The following is a 19,349-nucleotide window of genomic DNA, read 5'->3' on the forward strand; positions in this document are numbered from 1 at the left end:
TAAAATGGGTTTTAATTGCATAAAAAGGGGGTATAAGTCGCAAATTACAGAAATTTTTAAATGACAGGAGGTTATTCCTTGTTCAACGTAGCCGTATGTGACGCTGATGAGCTCTGCCACGCTCAAATTGAAGATTTCTTTCGTAGATTCGAACAAGAGGCTAAATTCTACTTTCAAATCAAGTATTTTTTTTCCGGGGAAGAACTGATCGAATATTTGAAAAGCCATGCCGGTAATCCATTTCATATCCTGATTATAGATGTTGTGCTCCGTAAGATGAATGGCATTGAGACGGCAAAATGGATACGTAATCATCAGGACTATGATTTACAAATCATCTTTCTTACACACGATCAGCAATCTATATTAGATTGTTTTGATGTGCAACCCTTTCAGTTCATTACCAAACCTACTTCCTATGATTTGTTTTCTATGAAATTGTTAAAGTTATGTGAATATATCGTCTCGTTATCCGGGCGATACCTAACTATCCGGACAGACGGAGAATATCTGCTGTTAAAAGTCGCCGAAGTCCTATCCATCAAGAAAGTGAAAGATGCCGTTCTCAAAAATCAACTCGAAATTTCAACCGCAGATTGCCAATATCAAAGCAGAGGTGTTCTTAACAAATTCAAATTCGAAACGGAATCCCCGCTGCTTATGATTCACCGTTCCATTATTGTGAATATTGAACATATCCATAAAATCTCGTCCAACACGGTATCCATGTCCAATGGCGATCAATTCCCCATCGGGCGCTCGTATATGAAAGAGGTCAAAGATGTGTATAACTGTTATATGACGTCCCAATATAAAAAAAGAGTGTTTTTTTAGGTTAAAAACGAAAATGCAGCGATTCTCCTGTTGTTGGAGGATCGCTGCTCTGCGTTTTGATATAAATAGTGCTATTATTGCTTATTTCACTTTGATCCTACTTAAAATACAAAAAGGACTATCCCAATTAGCCACTTCATGGCTTTTGGGACAGCCCCTTATTCATACTAAAATTCAAATTCAACGTCGCTAAGACGTCTTTGAATCTCGGAGATGACACGCTTCTCCTCTTCCTCGCCCTTGGCCACGAAGGTCACGGAGAAACGCACGAACGCGCCGGCATCATCCCAAGGCACGGTGGAGATGAGCTTCTCGCGGATCAGGAACTGCGAGAAATCCTCGCCGGATTCGAAGCGGCGTCCGCCCTTGACGCCCTTAGGTGCGGCTACATAAAGGAAGAAGGAGCCCTTCGGCTTCTCGGCCTTGAAGCCCAGGCTGTTCAGCGCATCCACCAGCATGTTGTGGCGGCGGGAGTATTTGGCGGCAATCGCTTCGGTAATCTCAGGATGAGAGAGGCCGTAAGCGGCAGCTTTTTGAATGGCGATGAACTGGCCGGAATCATTGTTGTCCTTCACATCACTGAACGCCTTCACGATCAGCGGATTGCCGGCCACGAAGCCGATTCTCCAGCCGGTCATGTTGTAGGACTTGGACAGGGAGTGCAGCTCAACGCCAACATCCTTGGCACCAGGCACGGACAGGAAGCTCAGCGGCTTCACGCCGTCATAGGTCAATGCAGCATAAGGTGCGTCATGGATGACGACTACATCATATTTTTTGGCCCAGGCCACTACTTCGCTGAAGAATTCAGGGGTGGCGCTTGCGCCGGTAGGGTTGTTCGGATAGTTGAGGTAGAGCAGCTTCGCCTTACGGGCAACCTCTTCAGGAATGGAGTTCAGGTCAGGCAGGAAATTGTTCTCCTTCTTCAGCTCCACAGAGTAGACTTGTCCTCCAAGATACTTGGTATGAGTACCCAGTACCGGATAGCCCGGAATGGTCATGATCGTGATATCGCCCGGATTAATGAATACGGATGGCAGCATAGCCAGCGCAGGCTTAGAACCGATGGAATGCACGATTTCCGTTACAGGGTCAATTCCGTCCACCTGAAAAACTTCCTTAAGATACACAGCCGCAGCCGCTTTGAATTCAGGAATACCGTTATCGGAGTAGCCGCGGTTCTCTTCCTTGGCCGCTTCCAGCGCAAGTCTGGACACGATGCCTTCATCTGCCATTTCGTCCGGCTCACCGACGCCCATGTCGATCAGTTCAATGTTCGGAAAATCCTGCTTCGCCGAGGCTTTGGCGCGTTTGATTTTCTCAAATTTGTAGATGGAGGTGTCCTTGCCGTATCCTTCGCCGCCGATGCGGTCTGCGAAATTCGTCTGAATGAATGTCGCCTGATATTGTTCAATGCTCATAATCTTCTATTCATCTCCTGGGCCTAAATTGTGAAGCTATGCTCTTAATATGACGCAAATCGGGCCTGTGTACCATGGATTTATAATCTATTGATTTGTACTTATCTGCTGCGCAATGTAAATAGAAGCTCTTCCATATCCGCCGGAATCGGTGCGCTGAACTCCTTGTACTCGCCTGTAGAAGGATGTACAAAACCGAGTACCGCTGCATGAAGGGCTTGTCCGTTCATAGTAGTTCCCTTGCTGCGCCCGTAGACCGGATCACCCACCAGCGGATGGCCGATAAATTTCATGTGAACACGGATCTGGTGCGTGCGTCCTGTCTCAAGCTGAAGCTCCAGCAGTGTGCAGTCACCGAACCGCTCCAGCACGGTAAAATGCGTCACGGAGCGCTTGCTGTTCTTCTCGGTTACGGTATACAGCTTGCGGTCATGCGGATCACGGCCGATTGGCGCATCTACGGTTCCCTTGTCATGAGACAGATTACCATGCACCACTGCGATATAGCGGCGGGTCACACTGTGCTCCTTAAGCTGGGCGGACAGCGAAGCATGACTGGCGTCATTCTTGGCCGCCATAATCAGACCGGAGGTATCCTTGTCGATGCGGTGGACAATGCCTGGGCGAATCTCGCCGTTAATGCCGGACAGATCCTTGCAATGATACATCAGCGCATTGACCAGGGTGCCGGAGGGATGTCCCACTGCCGGATGCACGACCATGCCGCGTGGCTTATTCACCACAATCACATCGCTGTCCTCGTAGGCCACTTCCAGCGGAATATCCTGTGCGATCAGATCCGTAACCTCGGGTTCGGGCACCGTAACGGTTACCTTATCGCCTTCATTCAGCTTGTAGTTCGCTTTGACCGGCGCGCCGTTGACCACAACATGGCCGCTGCTGATCCATAGCTGAACCTGGGAGCGCGAGATCTCGTCTTCCATGGCCTCTGTAACGTATTTATCAATCCGCTCCCGCGCATTCTCCTCGGCAACGATCCACTCAGTGACGTCTCTTTCTTCCTCGAGGGCGCCAGAATCCGCCAGCTCTTTGACGTCTTTGTTCAAATCATTCATTCCCTTCTTTGACTTCCTGTGATTCCTTCACCTCGGTGACTTCCTGTTCGCCCTTCACTTCCAGCAGCGTGTCCAGAATAATCAGACCCACCCCGACCACGATACAGGAATCAGCCACATTGAAGATCGGGAACGTATAGCTGCCGAAATTGAACATGAGGAAATCCACAACCTCACCGTTAAGAATCCGGTCCAGGAAGTTGCCGATCGCTCCGCCAAGGACAAGCGCCAGTGCAGTAGGCAGCAGCTTGCGGGTCTTGCGGGCTTTGTTCAGGTACCAGACGATTCCGCATACAACAATTACTGTAATCACAATGAAGAACCACTGCTGTCCCTCCAGAATTCCGAAGGCGGCTCCACGATTGCGGTGCGACGTAATAATGAAGAAATCCTTGATTACCGGAATTTGCTCTGCGAGCTCCAGCCGGGTGGCAATCAGATATTTGGTACCCTGGTCAATCAGAAATACAATTAGCGCAATCAGAAAGTACACCACAGAAGTTGTCACTCCGTTCTTATTTTTCCCGCGGCTACGCGGTACGAATACTGTATAAAGACTTGTATATTGTAGCACAGGCCTCAAGAACCCGTCTATTGCATGACCAGGTAAGCCGGTTAAGGAAGGGCACTATTTGCCAGCGCTAAAAAAGGGCCCCGGAGGCCAAGCTATCCAGAGAAAGAAACGGCCTCGCCGGTATCCTGCCGGGGTATTCTTCACTTCCTTCATCCCTGGCACCGGCGCTAGGCCCATTTCAGCGATTAGCTACCGAAAGGAGCTCACAGCAATGAGCCATCTGACACCACAGCAGCTCTCCGGGCTGCGTACTGCTCTCCTGCAGCAGCAGGAGGATATCAAGCACAGGCTAAGCAATAGCGGACAATACGGACTGCAGGAGGCTATGCGGGACAACACCGGAGAGCTGTCCGAAATCGATAACCATCCCGGCGATGCTGCCACAGAGCTGTATAACCGTTCCATGGATATCTCCCTGCTGGAGCGCGATGAGCATGAGCTGGACGATATTGAAGCTGCCTTGCAGGCGATGGATGAAGGAACCTACGGCATATGCCTCGCCAGCGGCGAACCGATTCCTTATGAACGCCTGGCCGCCCTTCCCTCCACCCGCTACACGAAAGAGCATGCTCCCCGCCAGAGCGCTCCTTTCACCCGTCCGGCCGAGGAGGAGCTGCTGTCCCCGCCGTTTGGCCGCACCAGTCTGGATGAGCGGGACGACCAGAACGGCTTCGATGGCGAGGATGCCTGGCAGATCGTGGAGAGCTGGGGCAACTCGGATTCGCCGGCTATGGCTGAAGGGAACAACATCGGCTCCTACAATGATATGGAGATCGAAGCGGACGAAACCGAGGGCTTCGTGGAGCCTTGGGAGAATTTCGTGGCCACCGACATTTCAGGCAATCATCTAATGATTATCAAGGGCAACAGCTACCGCCATTACATGGACGACGAGGAAGGCGACTACCTGCTGGACCCGACTCGAAAAGAACGGAAGTAGCGCCGCTGATTCGTGCCTCTTTTTATAAAGGAAGATTGCCGTGCCCGTTATCCAAGCCGCAATGCCCCACACTGTGGGGTTATTTCCTGTTCATCCACGCTCAGAACGTCTTCAGCTCCAGCTGATGCTGGACAATCCGTACAATATCCGCGATATAGTCGCCGATGATCGGCAGATTGAGCGCACCCAGCACCTGAAGCACATAAATAATTGTCGCCGCAAAAAAAGTAAATCCGAGCGCAATCCCCAGCCCCCTGGCCACGCCGGAGAGAATGTTCAGCCAGATCAGCCGGAACGGGGAATGCAGCAGCTCGGTATATTCCGAGATTCGTGACTTCTCCATCTGTTGAGCCAGACTCGTGGTCATCCGGTACAAGGCGTTCAGCTTCTCTTCCGGGGGAAGATCGGCCGGATCGACGGCTGCTGTGACAGTCACTGCAGGCTTAGGACGGGAAGAAGCGGCTGGCTGGCTTTTCTCAGGATATTCTGCGCCCGGTTCTGTCTTGCCCGAAGGGCCTGCTCCCGAATGCGGGGGCTGCTGCTCATGCGGTCCTTCCTCCCTGTTATTCCCTCTGTCCGTGGTTCTGATCGAAATTCTTCCCGGCCCGTCCGGCTGCTTCGGCTGCTCCGCAGGAATCTTCCCGCCTTTCCATCCGCCCATGCCCCTGCACCTCCTGGTTGTCTGTACACCGCAAAACAAACGAGCCCGGTCAAAGAGAATTCTCTCTTCAAGCACAGGGCTCGTCATTTGCATTCTAACCCGTGGAAACTTTTCCTTAGCGGCTAGTATATGCCATACAGGGACAAGTAATGCAGGAAATGCGCGGCCGCTCCGGAGTTAAGCGCCGATATGAATACCGATACTCTTGCCGCCGGCATCCACTGTCTCATAGGTATACTCTCCGTCAAAATCAACCGTAGTCACCAGTACATTCTCACGCAGCACATGCTCGAATGCAGTCACCGCCGCCTTCAGCTCGTCATCGACATGCAGGGTCAGCGCAACCCGCTTGTCGATCGGCAGATCCAGACGTTTGCGGTAGTCCTGCACCGCACGTACGACTTCGCGTACCCAGCCTTCCTGTACCAGCTCCGGCGTGATTTCCGTGTTCAAGGCCACTGTCAGTCCATAGCCGGAAGCGGAGGCAAAGCCTGGTTTGGCCTGCTTCTCCACCAGCAGCTCCTCAGACGTAATCTGCAGCTCTTCTCCGTCCGGTGACACAATGGCGATAACGCCTTCTTGCACTGCTTTGCGGGTAGCGTCACTGTCCATCGCTTTGAGGAAGCCTTGCAGGAAGCCGACGCTCTTGCCGTATTTCTTGCCTGCCACCTTCAGGTTCAGCTTCAGGGTGAAGTCTACGAAGCCGCTGTCGCTGTGCTCGATGACGATATTTTTGACGTTGATCTCTTCTTTGATCAGCTCTTCATAATCCGCCACGTTGAAGTCGTCCGGAGTGGACGCGATCAGCTCGGACAACGGCTGGCGGGTCTTGATGCCGCTCTCGTTGCGGACGTTACGGGCCAGCTCGACGATGCCGCGGGCGTACTCCATATCTTTTTCCAGAGCAAGATCGATCAGGTTCTCATCCGCTGCGGGATAGTCTGCCAGATGCACGCTCTCCCCGCCGCCCAGGTTCGTGAAGATATCCTCGGACAGCATCGGGGTGAATGGAGCCATCAGCTTGGCTGTGGTCAGCAAGACATGCGTAAGGGTGCGGTAAGCATCCAGCTTCTCTTCGCCCAGCCCGCTGCCCCAGAACCGGTCACGGGAACGGCGGATGTACCAGTTGCTCAGCTCATCCACGAAGTTCTCAATGGCCTTGGAGGTGTTCACGAAATCATTCACAGCCAGCCCCTTATCCACCAGCACGATCAGGCTGTTCAGACGGGACAGAATCCAGCGGTCAAGCTTATGCTCAGACACCTTGAACGGGTGATCCGCAGGATCATAGCCGTCGATTCCGGCATACAGCGTAAGGAAGGCATGTGTGTTCACCAGAGTGTCCACTACCTTGGACTTCGTCTCCCCGACCAGACCGCGCGAGAACCGCTTGTTGTTCCACGGCGCACTGTCAGACAGAATGGCCCAGCGGAAGGCATCCGTGCCGTATTCGTTCATGATCTCCCAAGGGTCGATGACATTGCCTTTAGATTTGGACATCTTCTGGCCGTTCTCATCGAAAATATGGCCGTGGGCGATAACTGCCTTATACGGAGCCTTGCCTGTGAACAAGGTCGATACCGCCAGCAGGCTGTAGAACCAGCCGCGCGTCTGGTCGATCCCTTCGCAGATCATATCTGCCGGATACTGGTCCTCGAACCGGTCTTGATTCTCGAACGGGTAATGACTCTGGGCGAACGGCATCGAGCCGCTGTCGAACCAGACGTCGATCACTTCCGGGGTGCGGACCATGACGCCGCCTTCGCTGAACGGGCTGCGCAGCTGGATATTATCCACATACGGCTTATGCAGCTCGATATCCTCAGCGACCTCGCCGATGGCCATCGCTCTCAGCTCGGCGATGCTGTGCGGTGCGAATTCCTTGCCGGTATCCTGGCAGACCCATACGTTAAGCGGAGTACCCCAGTAGCGGTTACGGCTGATATTCCAATCCACCAGCTCCTCCAGGAACTTGCCGAAGCGGCCTTCGCGCACATGGTCCGGGTACCAGTCCACACTGTTATTGTTGGCAATCAGCTGATCCTTGATTGCTGTCGTCTGGATGAACCAGCTGTCTGTTGCGTAATAGAGCAGCGGGGTGTCGCAGCGCCAGCAGAACGGATAGCTGTGCTCGTATTTCTCTTTGTGGTAGAGCAGTCCACGTTCAGACAGTACCTTCACGATATCAAGGTCACAGTCCTTCACGAACCGTCCGGCAAAATCACTCACTACATCCGTGTATTTCCCGGAAGCATCCACTACATTCACGAAGCTGATCCCATTCTCGCGGCAGCTCTTATAGTCGTCTTCCCCGTGAGCCGGAGCCATATGTACGATCCCGGTACCGCTGGAGTCCGTTACAAAAGAGGCTCCGACAATCACATTATGCTTCTCTGCCTTGATATAACCGAACGGTGGTGTGTAGCTCTGGCCGATAAAGTCAGCGCCTGTGTGTGTAGACAGGATGGTGTACTCGCCCTTCAACACTTCGTCCACCAGATTCTTAGCCAGTACATACACGCCGTCTTCCTGCTGCGCACGCACATATTCCATAGCCGGATTCATCGCCAGCGCCATATGCGCCGGAAGCGTCCAAGGCGTAGTCGTCCAGGCCAGCACATAGTCGCCGCTGCCGTCCAGCTTGAACTTGGCGGTGGCACTCAGATCCTTAACTGTCTTATATCCCTGGGCTACTTCATGGGAGCTGAGGGTCGTCTGGCAGCTAGGGCAGTATGGGCTAACGCGGTGACCCCGGTACATCAGGCCTTTCTCATGAACCGTAGCCAGGATGTTCCACACGCTCTCAATATACGTATTGTCCAGCGTTACATACGGATGATCCAGATCTGTCCAGTAGCCGATCGCTTCTGTGAATTCACGCCACTGCTTCTCATAGCCGAAGACACTTTCCTTACATTCCTTGATGAACTTCTCCACACCGTATTCTTCGATATCCTGCTTGCCGGAGATGCCGAGCTTCTTCTGCACCCCGAGCTCTACCGGCAGGCCGTGCGTATCCCAGCCCGCTTTGCGGATGACGCGGAAGCCCTTCATGGTCTGATAGCGGCCGATGAAGTCCTTGATGACCCGGCCCAGCACGTGCCCGATATGCGGCACCCCGTTCGCGGTCGGCGGCCCTTCATAGAACACATAGTTCGGGCGTCCCTCGCGGTTCTCCATAGACCGGCGGAACGTATCCTCCTCGCTCCACTTTTTCAAGATCCGGACATCTCTGGCCCGGGCTTTTTCTTTGACGTCTACCTTATGCATGATGGTCAATCCCTTCGTTTAGTCTTAAACTGTATCGGATATCATCCGAGCCTTCTTCCTTAAAAGATTTTAAAGATTTTAATGATTCAAAAAATTTTCGATCCCTCCCAAACCCTCCCTTCGCCAAGGGAGGGCCCCAAGGGCGCTGCCCTCTGGACACCCGAAATAAATGCATCGCGCGAGGAGCAGGGTCAGTGGACGGAAAGGATTACTTCGGCGGAGTCCTCGGCCCTTCTTAGGCTGCCCTACGGGTACGCCTGCGGGGCCTTAACTGCACTAGGCACCACCGGGCTCCCGCCCGGGGGCCTTGCCGTTCGTTCTTGGGCCACCCGGCCCGCGAACCCGAAGGGCAGCTACTTGGACGGGGGGCTTGCCGTTGACTCTTGGGCTACCCGGCCCGCGATCCCGGAGGGCAGCACTGGACGGGGGGCTTGCCGTTGACTCTTGGGCCACCCGGCTCGCGAACCCGGAGGGCAGCACTGGACGGGGGGCTTGCCTTTTGCTCTGGGCCACCCGGCCCGCGAACCCGGAGGGCAGCACTGGACGGGGGGCTTGCCGTTGACTCTTGGGCCACCTGGCCTGCGACCCCGGAGGCAGCACTGGACGGGCTGAGCCCGGGGCGCTGTTAAGGCCCCGCAGGCGTTCCCGTAGGGGAGCCTAAGAAGGGCCGGTCCTTCCGCCAACAGAGTCCATTCCCTTCCGCCCACGCCACTCTTTCCACGGAGCACTTGTTGCGGGTGTCCAGAGGGCGGCCAGCCCTTGGGGTCCCCCTTGGAAGGGGGATTTAGGGGGATAGAAATTCGGGATGCCCACCACACAAAAAGGCGCCGCCCCGCCCCCAAAGGGGCGAGACAGCGCTCGCGATACCACCCTAATCTGCACTGCACGCACATCCTAAGGGTGTGGATTCAGTACAATCTCAGTCCGCAGGCAATAAGACAACCTTGCGGGTCCGGGATAACGTCCGGCAGACGGCGGAGCCTACGCACGTATTACACGCTTCAGCTTAGCTTCTAGGGGAGGATCTTCGGGTAAGGCGTGAACGATCGGCTCGCAGCAAGCACCGACTCTCTGGAGAACGTTACCTTATCGTACTTGTCCCGTCATCGAATTTGGATTCAATGGATACAGATATGTTCTAGTTATAGACGTTTTCTCCCCAATTGTCAAGGCGGATTACAGCAGCAGGTCCCAGCTCAGCGGGGTGCCGACGGGCAGATCGGTTCTGAGACGTTTGCCGAGAAGCAGATCATAATATTTGGGCGCGAGGCCGTAGCCGGGGCGGATGACTTTGATGTTATCCGCAGTGAGCAGGTCTCCGGCCTTGATGTCCTTGGAGGTATAGACAGACCGTCTGAATTGCAGGGATTTCTCTTCTTCGGGGGTGGGACCGATGGAGATACCCCCGAGTGCCCTCCAGGCCGTATCTGTCTCCCGGACCAGGGAAGCGAATTCTGCCGGCTCCAGGGAGAATGCAGCATCCACCCCGCCTTCCGCACGGTTCAGGGTGAAATGCTTTTCGATCACCGTACTGCCCAGCGCCACGCTTGCCACAGCGGCCCCTACGCCCAGGGTATGGTCGGACAAGCCCACCTGAGCACGGAAGACGTCGCGCAGATACGGAATGGTATTGAGGTTGGTATTCTCAGGCGAAGCCGGATAGCTGCTGGTGCATTTGAGCAGTATATATTCCTGGCAGCCTGCCCCGGTAATGGTGTGGACAGCCTGTTCAATATCGCCAAGCGAGGCCATCCCGGTGGAAATAATCATCGGCTTCCCTTTGGAGGCCACCTTCCGCAATAAGGGAATATCATTATTTTCGAAGGAAGCAATCTTGTAGCAGTCGACGCCGAGGGTCTCCAGGAATTCGAGCGAGGACTCATCGAACGGGGTGCTGAACGGAATCATCCCGAGCGCCCTGCACGAAGCAAAGATAGGCTCATGCCACTCCCAGGGCGTATACGCCTCAGCATACAACTCATACAGCGATTTTCCCTTCCACAGTCCATTCGAATCCCCAATCATGAAATCCTTATTCTGCAGATTAAGCGTCATGGTGTCCGGCGTATAGGTCTGGATTTTGAACGCATGTGCGCCCGCCCGGGCGGCGGCCTTAACGATGTCGAGCGCGCGGTCCAGGGACTTATTATGATTACCGGACATCTCCGCGATGACAAAAGGCGGATGCCCGCTGCCGATGGTGCGGTTACCGATCCTGATTTCCTTCATGGCCTGTCGTTGCCTCCTCTGTCAGCCGTAGCCTGTACTTCTCCCATTGCTCCCGGAACAGGGCCATCAAGACCACATCCACAGGCTGATGATTTCTGATCCGTTGCCTGCCTAGCCTGCCTTCCTCAATGAAGCCTAGTTTGCGGTGATAGGACAAGCTCCGCTGATTGAAATCCAGGATTTGCGCGCACACCTTACTTAGCTGCTCCACCTGGAAAATATGCTCCAGCGCCAAGATTCCCATCATGGTGCCGGAGCCGGGGGGACAGCTCTTGTCCCCTATATAAAAGCCCCATTCACAGGTCTTGTGGACCCTGTCGAGCTGTGAGAACTGTACGAAGCCTACCGGTGTGTCCAGATAGTAACAGATTCGGACCACCCGGCTGGTATCCTCGGCAATAGCATCCATCCAGCTAAGATGCTCTTCCAGCGCAATGATCCCGTCATGATTCATATAGGGCCGGATATGATCCGCATTGCGCCATTCCCATATGAGCCGGCTGTGCTCTTGGCCCAGCTTCTCAAGCCTGTAGTCCCTTAGGTCTGCCATAGTCCCCTCCCATAATCCTGTCTATGACCTCATCCCATTTATCCTCGCCCATCAGGCGAAGCGCCTGCTCAGACATGGCCCGTACCCTGGGCGGGTTAGCGAGCATAGAATTAAGCCCCTGCTCAATTGTTTGAGCGGTCACCTCGTTACTCTTCCCCAGGCAAAGTGCAGCCCCCTGCGCATGAACCAAGGCTGTGATCTCCCGCTGATTATCGGCCGTAATAATACATAGTGAAGGCAGGCCCAGGTAACAGCGCTCCCAGGTCGTACTTCCGCCTGCTCCGATGGAGAGGTCTGCCTTCTGCATCAAGTCAGCCATGTAATCAATCTGACAATGGAAGCTGGCCTGTGGCATCGTGTCGCATAAGGCTGCGATGTCATCCTTGCGGCGGTTCATTCCGCCTGCTACGACATCCAGCCGCAGGTTAGCGAATGCGGGGCTCTGTAATGCTTGTAAGGTCTTCAGGGTCTCGCCCGTAGGATCTGTGCCGCCAAAAAACACCAAAACCCGGTTGATGCTTCCGTCCCGTTCAGCCAGCCCCAGCTTAGCTGCGCGGAATTCCGGCCGCAGCAGCGTATAGCAGGTGCCTGTCAATTTCGTGCAATAAGCGGGAAGCAGCCCCTGGTAGCGATCCCGGGCAGCAGATGGATTGGGGTCCAGCAGCAGATCACACTCATGCGGACGGTCCGCCAAATCGTCGATGACCACGATCTTCTTCACTTTCCCCTGCACCCATGCTTCCCACCGCTTATCAATCCCGTAATGGTCAACAATGAGGCAATCTGCAGGAGCAGTTCCCTCCAGCCGCTGCACTGTCTCCAGGGCATCGGTCCGCCAATCCACCTGAAGCCAGAATGCGGCGTACGACGGATCATCCGGCGGCGGAAGCAGCTCCACCGCATAGCCCTGCCCCCTGATATAATCTGCCAGATTCCCCGGCAGCTCGCGGCAGATGAAGGTGATCTGCCCGCCCCTGGCGGCAAGTCCGCCTGCAAGTGTGAGGCAGCGCATAATATGGCCCGTGCCCATAGAATACGAGGAATCGGCGCGAATCCATATATTCATCTGCTTAGCTGCTGTGCTTACCATGCGGTCCAGCCTCCGTCAACAGAGATATTCTCACCTGTAACATAGCTTGAAGCGGCAGAAGCCAGGAATACCATGACTCCCTTCAAATCTTCAGGAGTGCCGATCCTGCCCAGCGGATTCTTCCTCTCCAGCTGCCGGATGAACTGCGGATCGGCTTGAACCGCTGCATTCGGAAAAGGCCCAGGCGATACCGTATTCGCTCTGATTCCATGTTGCCCGAAGTGGCAGGCAATGTAACGGGTAAACTGGCCAATCGCCGCTTTACCGGCCCCGTAATTGGCGGGATTATCCATCCCGCTATCTCCGTAGACCTCCGGGTTCGGCGAGACCAGCCCATACATCGAGGAGACGTTAATGATGGAGCCTCTCTTTTGTTCAACCATATAGGGCAGGACGGACTTGACACATCTGAAGGTTCCGTTGATCGTCCCGTCCAGCCCGGCCAGCCACTGTTCTTCACTCATGACGGCCAGCTTGGCGGCTGAGCTGAACGCGGCATTATTCACCAGGATATCGATGCTTCCGGCCACTTCGGCGATGCTCTGAATACATGCTCTGACTGATGCTTCATCCCGGATATCCATTGCCTTGCCGAAGCAGGCTGCTCCGGTGGTGCGGGTGATCGCCTCAGCGGTCTCCTTGCAGCGCTGACCACTTGAGCTTACCAGATAGACTGACGCGCCAGCCTCAGCCAGCCCCTCTGCTATAGCTGTGCCCAGATAACCAGCACCTCCGGTCACAACCGCTGTCCGGCCTTGCAGATTGAATAATTCTTGAAGAGTACGCATCCGGTTACTTCCACCTCCTGGGGTCAATGATCTCTACAGGAATATCCGTAAAGGATTCACCGAGCTTCTGCCTCACTGCCCGGCTTAGAGGGGGCAATGCCATCATCCGCAGGTTCTCCTGCACCTGTTCCACCGTCTCGCAACCAATCACCAGCCCTGATATCCCCGGAAGATCCCTCACATAGAGGAAGCACAGCTCTTTAACCGGTATCCCGGTTTCCTCGCTGTACCTGATTAATCGTAACAACGGCTGCTCCGCTTGCTTCAGCCCCGCCGGAAGCTGCTCCGGTGCCATCAGCAGCAGGCCTTGCAGATAGACACTGCGGACGAAGATTTCTGTGCCCTTCCGGGCGAGCCGCTCCAGCATTCCATTCGTTATCCATCTCTGGTCCAGCACATTCAGCGGAATTTGAATGCTGTCCAGGTCTTCCTCGCGCATAAAATTCGCAATATCCTCCGCATCATACACGGATACGCCGATTCTACGGATCAGCTGCTGCTGCTTCAGCTCCTGCAGCATTCGCAGAATTTCACCGCCCTGGTAAGTCAGATCCAGCGGATCATGCAAGAGACAGACATCCAGCGCAGAGCACTTCAGCCGGTTCAGAGAAGAACGGACGGAAGAGGTGACGAACCTCCTCCGCGCTTCCTCCGTGTGCAGTCCTAACCGCTGGACGGAAGGGAGCTTCGTCACGATCTGCGGCCGGCTCTGCGGCTCTGCACCCTCCAGGCAATCTCCGATGATAGACTCGCTGTCCCCGTATCCCGGTGCGGTATCCAAATAACCGATCCCCGAGGAGAGGGCATATTGGAGCAGCTCATTCCTCTGTTGCACAGAGAAATTGACAGCTGTATTCGCAATCCCGTAATTTCCGCCTAACTGGGCTGTACCCAGCACAAGCCTGGCTTTATTCATCATCTTCCGAAGCCTCGCTAACGTTATGGTCTCTTCTTCAGGGTGGTTGCTTCATTCAGCTCCTTGACCAGCTCTGTATCATCCCGCCATTTCACCTGAATGCCCCGGTTGCGCTCAGCCACCTCGGGATGGTCCTGCAGGAATGCCTTCAATTCTTCGAAGAATAGCGGTCTTGCACCCACATCCAGTGCCTGATAGACCGCCTCGAACAGCTCCAGATCCTGAATCTCATCCATGGTTAACCGCCACTCGGGATGCACCCACTCTGCAGGAAGATCCACAGCATTGATCTTGAAGAGCGTCGGATTGTTGAGAAAGTAAAAGGACAGATACTCCGCATGCGTAAGCGGATTGGAATAGTGCAGCAGCCTTCTCAGCGCTTCAACGGTAAACACATCCCCCACCGTTCCCATGGTCGACTCCTTGGCGTAGGTAAAGTCTGCGCCGCTTGCCAGATGCCGGTCTATCAGAAGCTGAAGCATCTCCGGGGAAATAGCCGGATTGTCGCCGGTGACCCGGACTACGATATCTGCCTGGGCCGCTTCAGCCACGCTCAGCATTCTGGCAGCCACATTGTCCGGGTCGCCGGTTACCACCTTCACCTGATGGTTCAGGGTGAACGCTGTAAGGGGCTGGTCGTCCGGCAGATCCGAGGTGGCCAACACCACCTCATAGCCGCCCGGCACAGCCAGACAATTCATCAGGCATCTCTCGATGGCTGGAATGCCGTGAATCTCGCGCAGCGCCTTGCGGCGGAGCCGGGTGGATTTCAATCTACAGATGACGGCGATGCAGATTTTGGGTGTTTTTACCTTCCCGGGCGTGATGGGTGTGTTCGCTGGTATTGCTGCCGTTGCAATCATAGGGAATTGCACCGAAGCATTGCGCGCCATGAGGGCATCTGGCATAGAGGAACGCTTATAGCATATATTCGCAGGCGTGATCATTTCACCCGGGCGCAGCTCCGTACGGGAGACGATCTTCAGAGAGGAATCCTCCAGGTACCTTCTTTCCGATTCCTTAATTTCGAGACTGCCCTGTACACACTCTGCCCGGCGCAGCTTATCCACCATCCGCCCGAATTCCTCCGGCTCCAGCGCGGAATAATAGTCAATGCCCTTCTCCGCACGGTTCAGGGTGATATGCTTCTCAATGACACTGGCCCCCAGCAGATAGGCATAGACTGGAAGATCAATCGCCATTTCATGATCAGCATCCTCATGGTCCGCGAAGCCCACCTCCAGCTGATAGGTTTGCTTAATATGGGCGATCCGGCTCAGATTGGAATCCTCCGTCCGGGTCGGATAGCCCTGGAAGCCGTGCATCAGCACGATGGGGCCTTTGAAATGACTCCGGATGTAGGATAATTGGGAATCCATCTCTTCCTCCAGCCAGCCGCTTACACCGATAAGTAAGGGCTTATCGAACCTGTGCAGGGCTAGAGTCAAGGGGAGCGACTGTAAGACGGTTGTCGGTAATTTCAAGCCGTCTACCTGGGATTCAAGCTCCGTAAGCAGCCCGGCCCCCCATTCATCATAGAGATCTACCCAGACCTCCAACCCCGCATCCTTGGCAAGCTGTACCGCCTCCGCCCATTGCTGCTTGCTGATGAACAAATCGATATACGTCTGATAATGGATGAAATCCGGCACCGCTAGGCTGTCGTAATGGAACCATTGAAATTTCACCCCGTCAGCGCCGCTGCGTGCGGCTGCGAGGATCAGCTCCCGCAGCCGGCCGGGGTCGCCCATATGGGCATTGGCAATCTCGGCAATCACTTTTGCCTTGGCCACCTGGCTCACTCCCTTCTTCACGATTTGGAATAGTGGCGGATCACCTTCTTGACCGCGGCGACCACATCCATCACATCTTCGGAGTCCATGCCCGCATATAACGGCAGCGTAATGAATTCCTCGTAGCAGCTTTCAGCAACCGGACAGATTCCCTTGCGGAACCCCAAGCTTTCGTAGTACGGATGGAGATAGGCGGGGATATAGTGGACGTTTACTCCGATGTTCTCCTTTTGCAGCGCCTGAAAGACCGTCTTGCGGGTGGCCTTCAGCTTCGATAGCTGAAGTCTGACAATGAACAGGTGCCAGCTCGACTCCGCCTCCGGAAGCTGATGCGGCAGAATAAGCTCTTCAGTCCCGCTCAACTCTTGCAGATACAAGGCTGCAAGCTGCTTGCGCTTCTCAATGAAGCTTCCGATTCTGCGCAGCTGGGAGATGCCGAGTGAGGTCTGTATATCTGTAATCCGGTAGTTGTACCCGAGGAATTGCATCTCATAATACCAGGGTCCGTGGTTCTCCCTTAACTTGCGCTCATCCCTGGTGATGCCGTGGGTGCGGAACTGCAGCAGCTTCTCATAATACACCGGGTTATTGGTCGTAATCATTCCGCCTTCTCCCGTTGTTATATGCTTTACAGGATGGAAGCTGAACATGGTCATGTCCCCGATGGCCCCGATGCTTCTCCCCTTATATCTTGCACCAAGCGCATGGGCGGCATCTTCGATCACGATCAGATTATGCTCCCGGGCAATCTGCAGGATCTCATCAAGCTGTGCCGGCTGGCCGGTGAAGTGGACGGGAATAATCGCTTTTGTTCTGGCCGTAATTCTCTCTCTGATTCGCTGCGGATCAAGGTTATACGTCCGCGGATCGATATCGGCGAATACCGGTACGCCCCCCTGATACAGCACACAGTTCGCCGTGGCGGCAAACGTCATCGGTGTTGTAATCACCTCATCCCCTTCACCGATCCCGGCGGCATAACAAGCTCCATGCAACGCTGCTGTTCCGCTGGAGAAAGCCACCGCATATTTCGCCCCTGTAAACGCTGCAATCTCTGCTTCGAATTGCTCAATGGCCGGCCCGCTGGTCAAGTAATCACTTTGCAGCACCTTGACCACGGACTCAATATCCTCGTCATCGATCATCTGTCTCCCATACGGCAAGTAGTGGGCACGTACAGGCTTCCCGCCGTCAATGGCCAGTTTGCTTTTTCTCATGACTGGTTCGGCTCCTTTCGGTGAAAGGTCTCAAGAATCCATTGCTCTGTCCGCCGGATGCCCTCTTGAATGGTAACCTTAGGCGTCCAGGACAATTGCTTCTCCGCCTTGTTGTAATTGCATAACAGCTTCTGGATCTCACTCTGCGGGTGAATATGCGGAACGTGATGGATGGGGGCCTGCCCGTCTGCAATAAGCTCGGCCAATTGATTGACGGTGATATCCTCACCCGTGCCTGCATTGACAATTTCTCCATGCAGCTTATCGCTGTAGCCCGCCTCCACTACGAAATCTGCACAGTCCCCCACGTATAATAGATCCCGTGATTGGGTGCCGTCTCCGTAGATATTCAGCGGCTCGCCTTTTAATTTGCAGTGAATGAAGATCGCCACGACGCCGCCTTCGCCCCCGGTTTTCTGATAGGGACCATAGGTGTTGAACGGTCTTACAACGACCACCGGCAGATCATAAGCATAGTAATAGGATAGCACCATATTCTCCGCAGCAATCTTGGCACCGGCGTAAGGCGAGGCTGGCTTGATGGGGGATTGCTCGTCAATTCCCTGCTCATCCGTAGCTCTGGCATAGACCATGCAGGTACTCATGAAGACCACTTTCACCTGCTGCTTGCGGCATTCCTCCAGCAGATAGAAGGTGGCCAGCGTATCATTGTTGAACGTGGTTTCAGGATCATCTATGCTGTCTTGCACATTAATGCTCGCAGCCAGATGGTAGCACAGGTCGAAGGTGTTCTCCCGGAAAAGCTCCTTCAAGGCCTCTCTGTCCTTGAGGTCCATGATCTGTACCTTCTGCAGATACTCGCTATCTTCATACTCTTTCAGATTATCCAGGGATGAATTCGCCAAATTATCGATCACCCAGACACTTTGTCCATCCTTTAACAAACGCCCTACGACCCATCTGCCAATGAACCCTGTACCTCCGGTTACGAGTATATTCATAATAGCCTCCACTAGATTAGATTTTGTTCAATCGCCAGCTTCCTTACCTCCTCCTTGGTCAGCGGGATCTCTCCTTCGGAGCTGTAGGTGCCCGGCTTCGGCCTGCTTGCTTCCCGGTAGGACTGCGGTGCAGCATAGGGGGAAGGGACAATGTATACATCCTTTAATTCATAAGCGGTTAAGGATTCCTCGTGGGTCATCAGCTCTTCGTACCTCTTCTCACCCGGCTTTAGGCCAATCTCCAGAATCTTCACCGCAGACGGGCGGGTCCCGTATTTCTTCGGCGCCTCTTCGGCTACAACTTCAGCCAGATCCTTCAGCCTGATCACCGGCATCTTCAGAATAAAAGTCTCACCACCCTTCGCCAGCTGCAGGGACTGAACGGTGAGTCGGGTCGCCTGCTCCAGGGTCATCATGAACCTTGTCATGGACAGATCTGTTACGGTGATCGCTCTGCCTTCTCTCGCCTGCTTCACAAACAAGGGAATGACAGACCCTCTGGAGCCCATCACATTCCCGAACCGCACAGTGCAGAACACCGTTTGGCCAAGGGCTCCCGAGGTGACGGCAGAGGAAATCAGCTTCTCAGCAGACAGCTTGGTGGCCCCGTAGTTGTTGGTCGGCGAAATGGCCTTATCTGTGCTTGTAAAAACGACCTTGCGTACCTTCTGCTGCTTCGCTGCCTGAATCACGTTATGAGTGCCGATAATATTCGTAAGTACAGCCTCGAACGGGTTATATTCACAGAAGGATACATGCTTCATAGCTGCGGTATGGAAAACATAATCTATCCCCTCCATCGCAGCCAGCACACGGTCATAATTACGAACATCGCCAATCAGGTAGCGCAGCCTTGGATTTCCGTTCAGTTCATTCTGCAGCTCAAATTGTTTATATTCATCTCTGCTGAGAATCCGGATGACTTCAGGCTCCTGCTCTGCGATAAGCCTCACAATGCTTTTCCCGATGGTGCCGGTTCCGCCAATGACCAGAATTTTCTTGTTCCGGAAGAACATACTCTCCACCTC

The 19,349-nt window shown here is 54.3% G+C and carries 16 protein-coding genes; 2 read left to right on the forward strand and 14 right to left on the reverse strand.

Going from position 1 to position 19,349, the window contains the following annotated elements; genetic code table 11:
• Window positions 1-78: 78 nt before the first annotated feature.
• Window positions 79-834, forward strand: coding sequence for a LytR/AlgR family response regulator transcription factor (locus MKY86_RS22380; protein ID WP_076075994.1), 756 nt, complete (start codon window positions 79-81; stop codon window positions 832-834).
• 167 nt (window positions 835-1,001) lie between these two features.
• Here the strand turns inward: MKY86_RS22380 and MKY86_RS22385 are convergent, their stop codons facing one another.
• The 3 genes from MKY86_RS22385 to lspA all read right to left on the reverse strand — a co-directional run bounded on the left by MKY86_RS22385 (window position 1,002) and on the right by lspA (window position 3,827).
• Window positions 1,002-2,255 carry an LL-diaminopimelate aminotransferase gene (locus MKY86_RS22385; protein WP_076075992.1) on the reverse strand — a complete coding sequence of 418 codons (1,254 nt, stop codon included), beginning with the start codon at window positions 2,253-2,255 and terminating at the stop codon, window positions 1,002-1,004.
• Between the two features lie 101 nt (window positions 2,256-2,356).
• Window positions 2,357-3,331 carry an RluA family pseudouridine synthase gene (locus MKY86_RS22390; RefSeq protein ID WP_076075973.1) on the reverse strand — a complete coding sequence of 325 codons (975 nt, stop codon included), beginning with the start codon at window positions 3,329-3,331 and terminating at the stop codon, window positions 2,357-2,359.
• The gene (gene lspA / locus MKY86_RS22395; protein WP_076075971.1) at window positions 3,324-3,827 is read right to left on the reverse strand and encodes a signal peptidase II; all 504 of its coding nucleotides are present in this window, start codon (window positions 3,825-3,827) and stop codon (window positions 3,324-3,326) included. The genes MKY86_RS22390 and lspA overlap by 8 nt, the downstream gene beginning before the upstream one ends.
• Window positions 3,828-4,116: 289 nt before the next feature.
• On the opposite strand from lspA, the gene MKY86_RS22400 reads away from it, so the two are divergent.
• Window positions 4,117-4,845 carry a TraR/DksA C4-type zinc finger protein gene (locus MKY86_RS22400; RefSeq protein ID WP_076075968.1) on the forward strand — a complete coding sequence of 243 codons (729 nt, stop codon included), beginning with the start codon at window positions 4,117-4,119 and terminating at the stop codon, window positions 4,843-4,845.
• 100 nt (window positions 4,846-4,945) lie between these two features.
• Here the strand turns inward: MKY86_RS22400 and MKY86_RS22405 are convergent, their stop codons facing one another.
• From MKY86_RS22405 to MKY86_RS22455, 11 genes are all read right to left on the reverse strand, one after another.
• Entirely contained in the window at window positions 4,946-5,281 is a 336-nt protein-coding gene (locus MKY86_RS22405; protein WP_076076360.1) for a DUF5665 domain-containing protein, read from the reverse strand.
• A 402-nt stretch (window positions 5,282-5,683) separates the two neighbouring features.
• Window positions 5,684-8,776: an isoleucine--tRNA ligase gene (gene ileS / locus MKY86_RS22410; RefSeq protein WP_076075965.1), complete on the reverse strand. Its 3,093-nt coding sequence runs from the start codon at window positions 8,774-8,776 to the stop codon at window positions 5,684-5,686.
• 1,176 nt (window positions 8,777-9,952) lie between these two features.
• On the reverse strand, window positions 9,953-11,005 hold the full coding sequence (gene pseI, locus MKY86_RS22415) for a pseudaminic acid synthase (RefSeq protein WP_076075960.1): 1,053 nt from the start codon (window positions 11,003-11,005) through the stop codon (window positions 9,953-9,955).
• Entirely contained in the window at window positions 10,983-11,555 is a 573-nt protein-coding gene (pseH, locus tag MKY86_RS22420; RefSeq protein WP_076075957.1) for a UDP-4-amino-4,6-dideoxy-N-acetyl-beta-L-altrosamine N-acetyltransferase, read from the reverse strand. The genes pseI and pseH overlap by 23 nt, the downstream gene beginning before the upstream one ends.
• Window positions 11,527-12,645 (reverse strand): UDP-2,4-diacetamido-2,4,6-trideoxy-beta-L-altropyranose hydrolase, encoded by a 1,119-nt coding sequence (gene pseG, locus MKY86_RS22425; protein ID WP_083684537.1) that lies wholly within the window; start codon window positions 12,643-12,645, stop codon window positions 11,527-11,529. Before pseG ends, pseH begins: the two co-directional genes overlap by 29 nt.
• On the reverse strand, window positions 12,639-13,433 hold the full coding sequence (locus tag MKY86_RS22430) for an SDR family NAD(P)-dependent oxidoreductase (RefSeq protein WP_076075954.1): 795 nt from the start codon (window positions 13,431-13,433) through the stop codon (window positions 12,639-12,641). The genes pseG and MKY86_RS22430 overlap by 7 nt, the downstream gene beginning before the upstream one ends.
• A 4-nt stretch (window positions 13,434-13,437) precedes the next feature.
• A complete protein-coding gene (locus MKY86_RS22435) occupies window positions 13,438-14,352 on the reverse strand; it encodes an aldo/keto reductase (protein ID WP_076075952.1) in 915 nt (304 codons plus the stop codon).
• A 20-nt stretch (window positions 14,353-14,372) separates the two neighbouring features.
• A complete protein-coding gene (locus MKY86_RS22440) occupies window positions 14,373-16,142 on the reverse strand; it encodes an N-acetylneuraminate synthase family protein (protein WP_340827520.1) in 1,770 nt (589 codons plus the stop codon).
• Between the two features lie 17 nt (window positions 16,143-16,159).
• Window positions 16,160-17,359 (reverse strand): UDP-4-amino-4,6-dideoxy-N-acetyl-beta-L-altrosamine transaminase, encoded by a 1,200-nt coding sequence (gene pseC, locus MKY86_RS22445; protein ID WP_076075949.1) that lies wholly within the window; start codon window positions 17,357-17,359, stop codon window positions 16,160-16,162.
• The gene (locus MKY86_RS22450) at window positions 17,356-18,321 is read right to left on the reverse strand and encodes an NAD-dependent epimerase/dehydratase family protein (RefSeq protein ID WP_076076353.1); all 966 of its coding nucleotides are present in this window, start codon (window positions 18,319-18,321) and stop codon (window positions 17,356-17,358) included. The genes pseC and MKY86_RS22450 overlap by 4 nt, the downstream gene beginning before the upstream one ends.
• Before the next feature lie 11 nt (window positions 18,322-18,332).
• Complete coding sequence (locus MKY86_RS22455; RefSeq protein ID WP_076076351.1) at window positions 18,333-19,337, reverse strand: SDR family NAD(P)-dependent oxidoreductase; 1,005 nt, start codon at window positions 19,335-19,337, stop codon at window positions 18,333-18,335.
• Between the last annotated feature and the right edge of the window lie 12 nt (window positions 19,338-19,349).

It is taken from the genome of Paenibacillus sp. FSL R7-0333 (genome assembly GCF_038000365.1).
GTDB lineage: Bacteria > Bacillota > Bacilli > Paenibacillales > Paenibacillaceae > Paenibacillus_AQ > Paenibacillus_AQ silagei.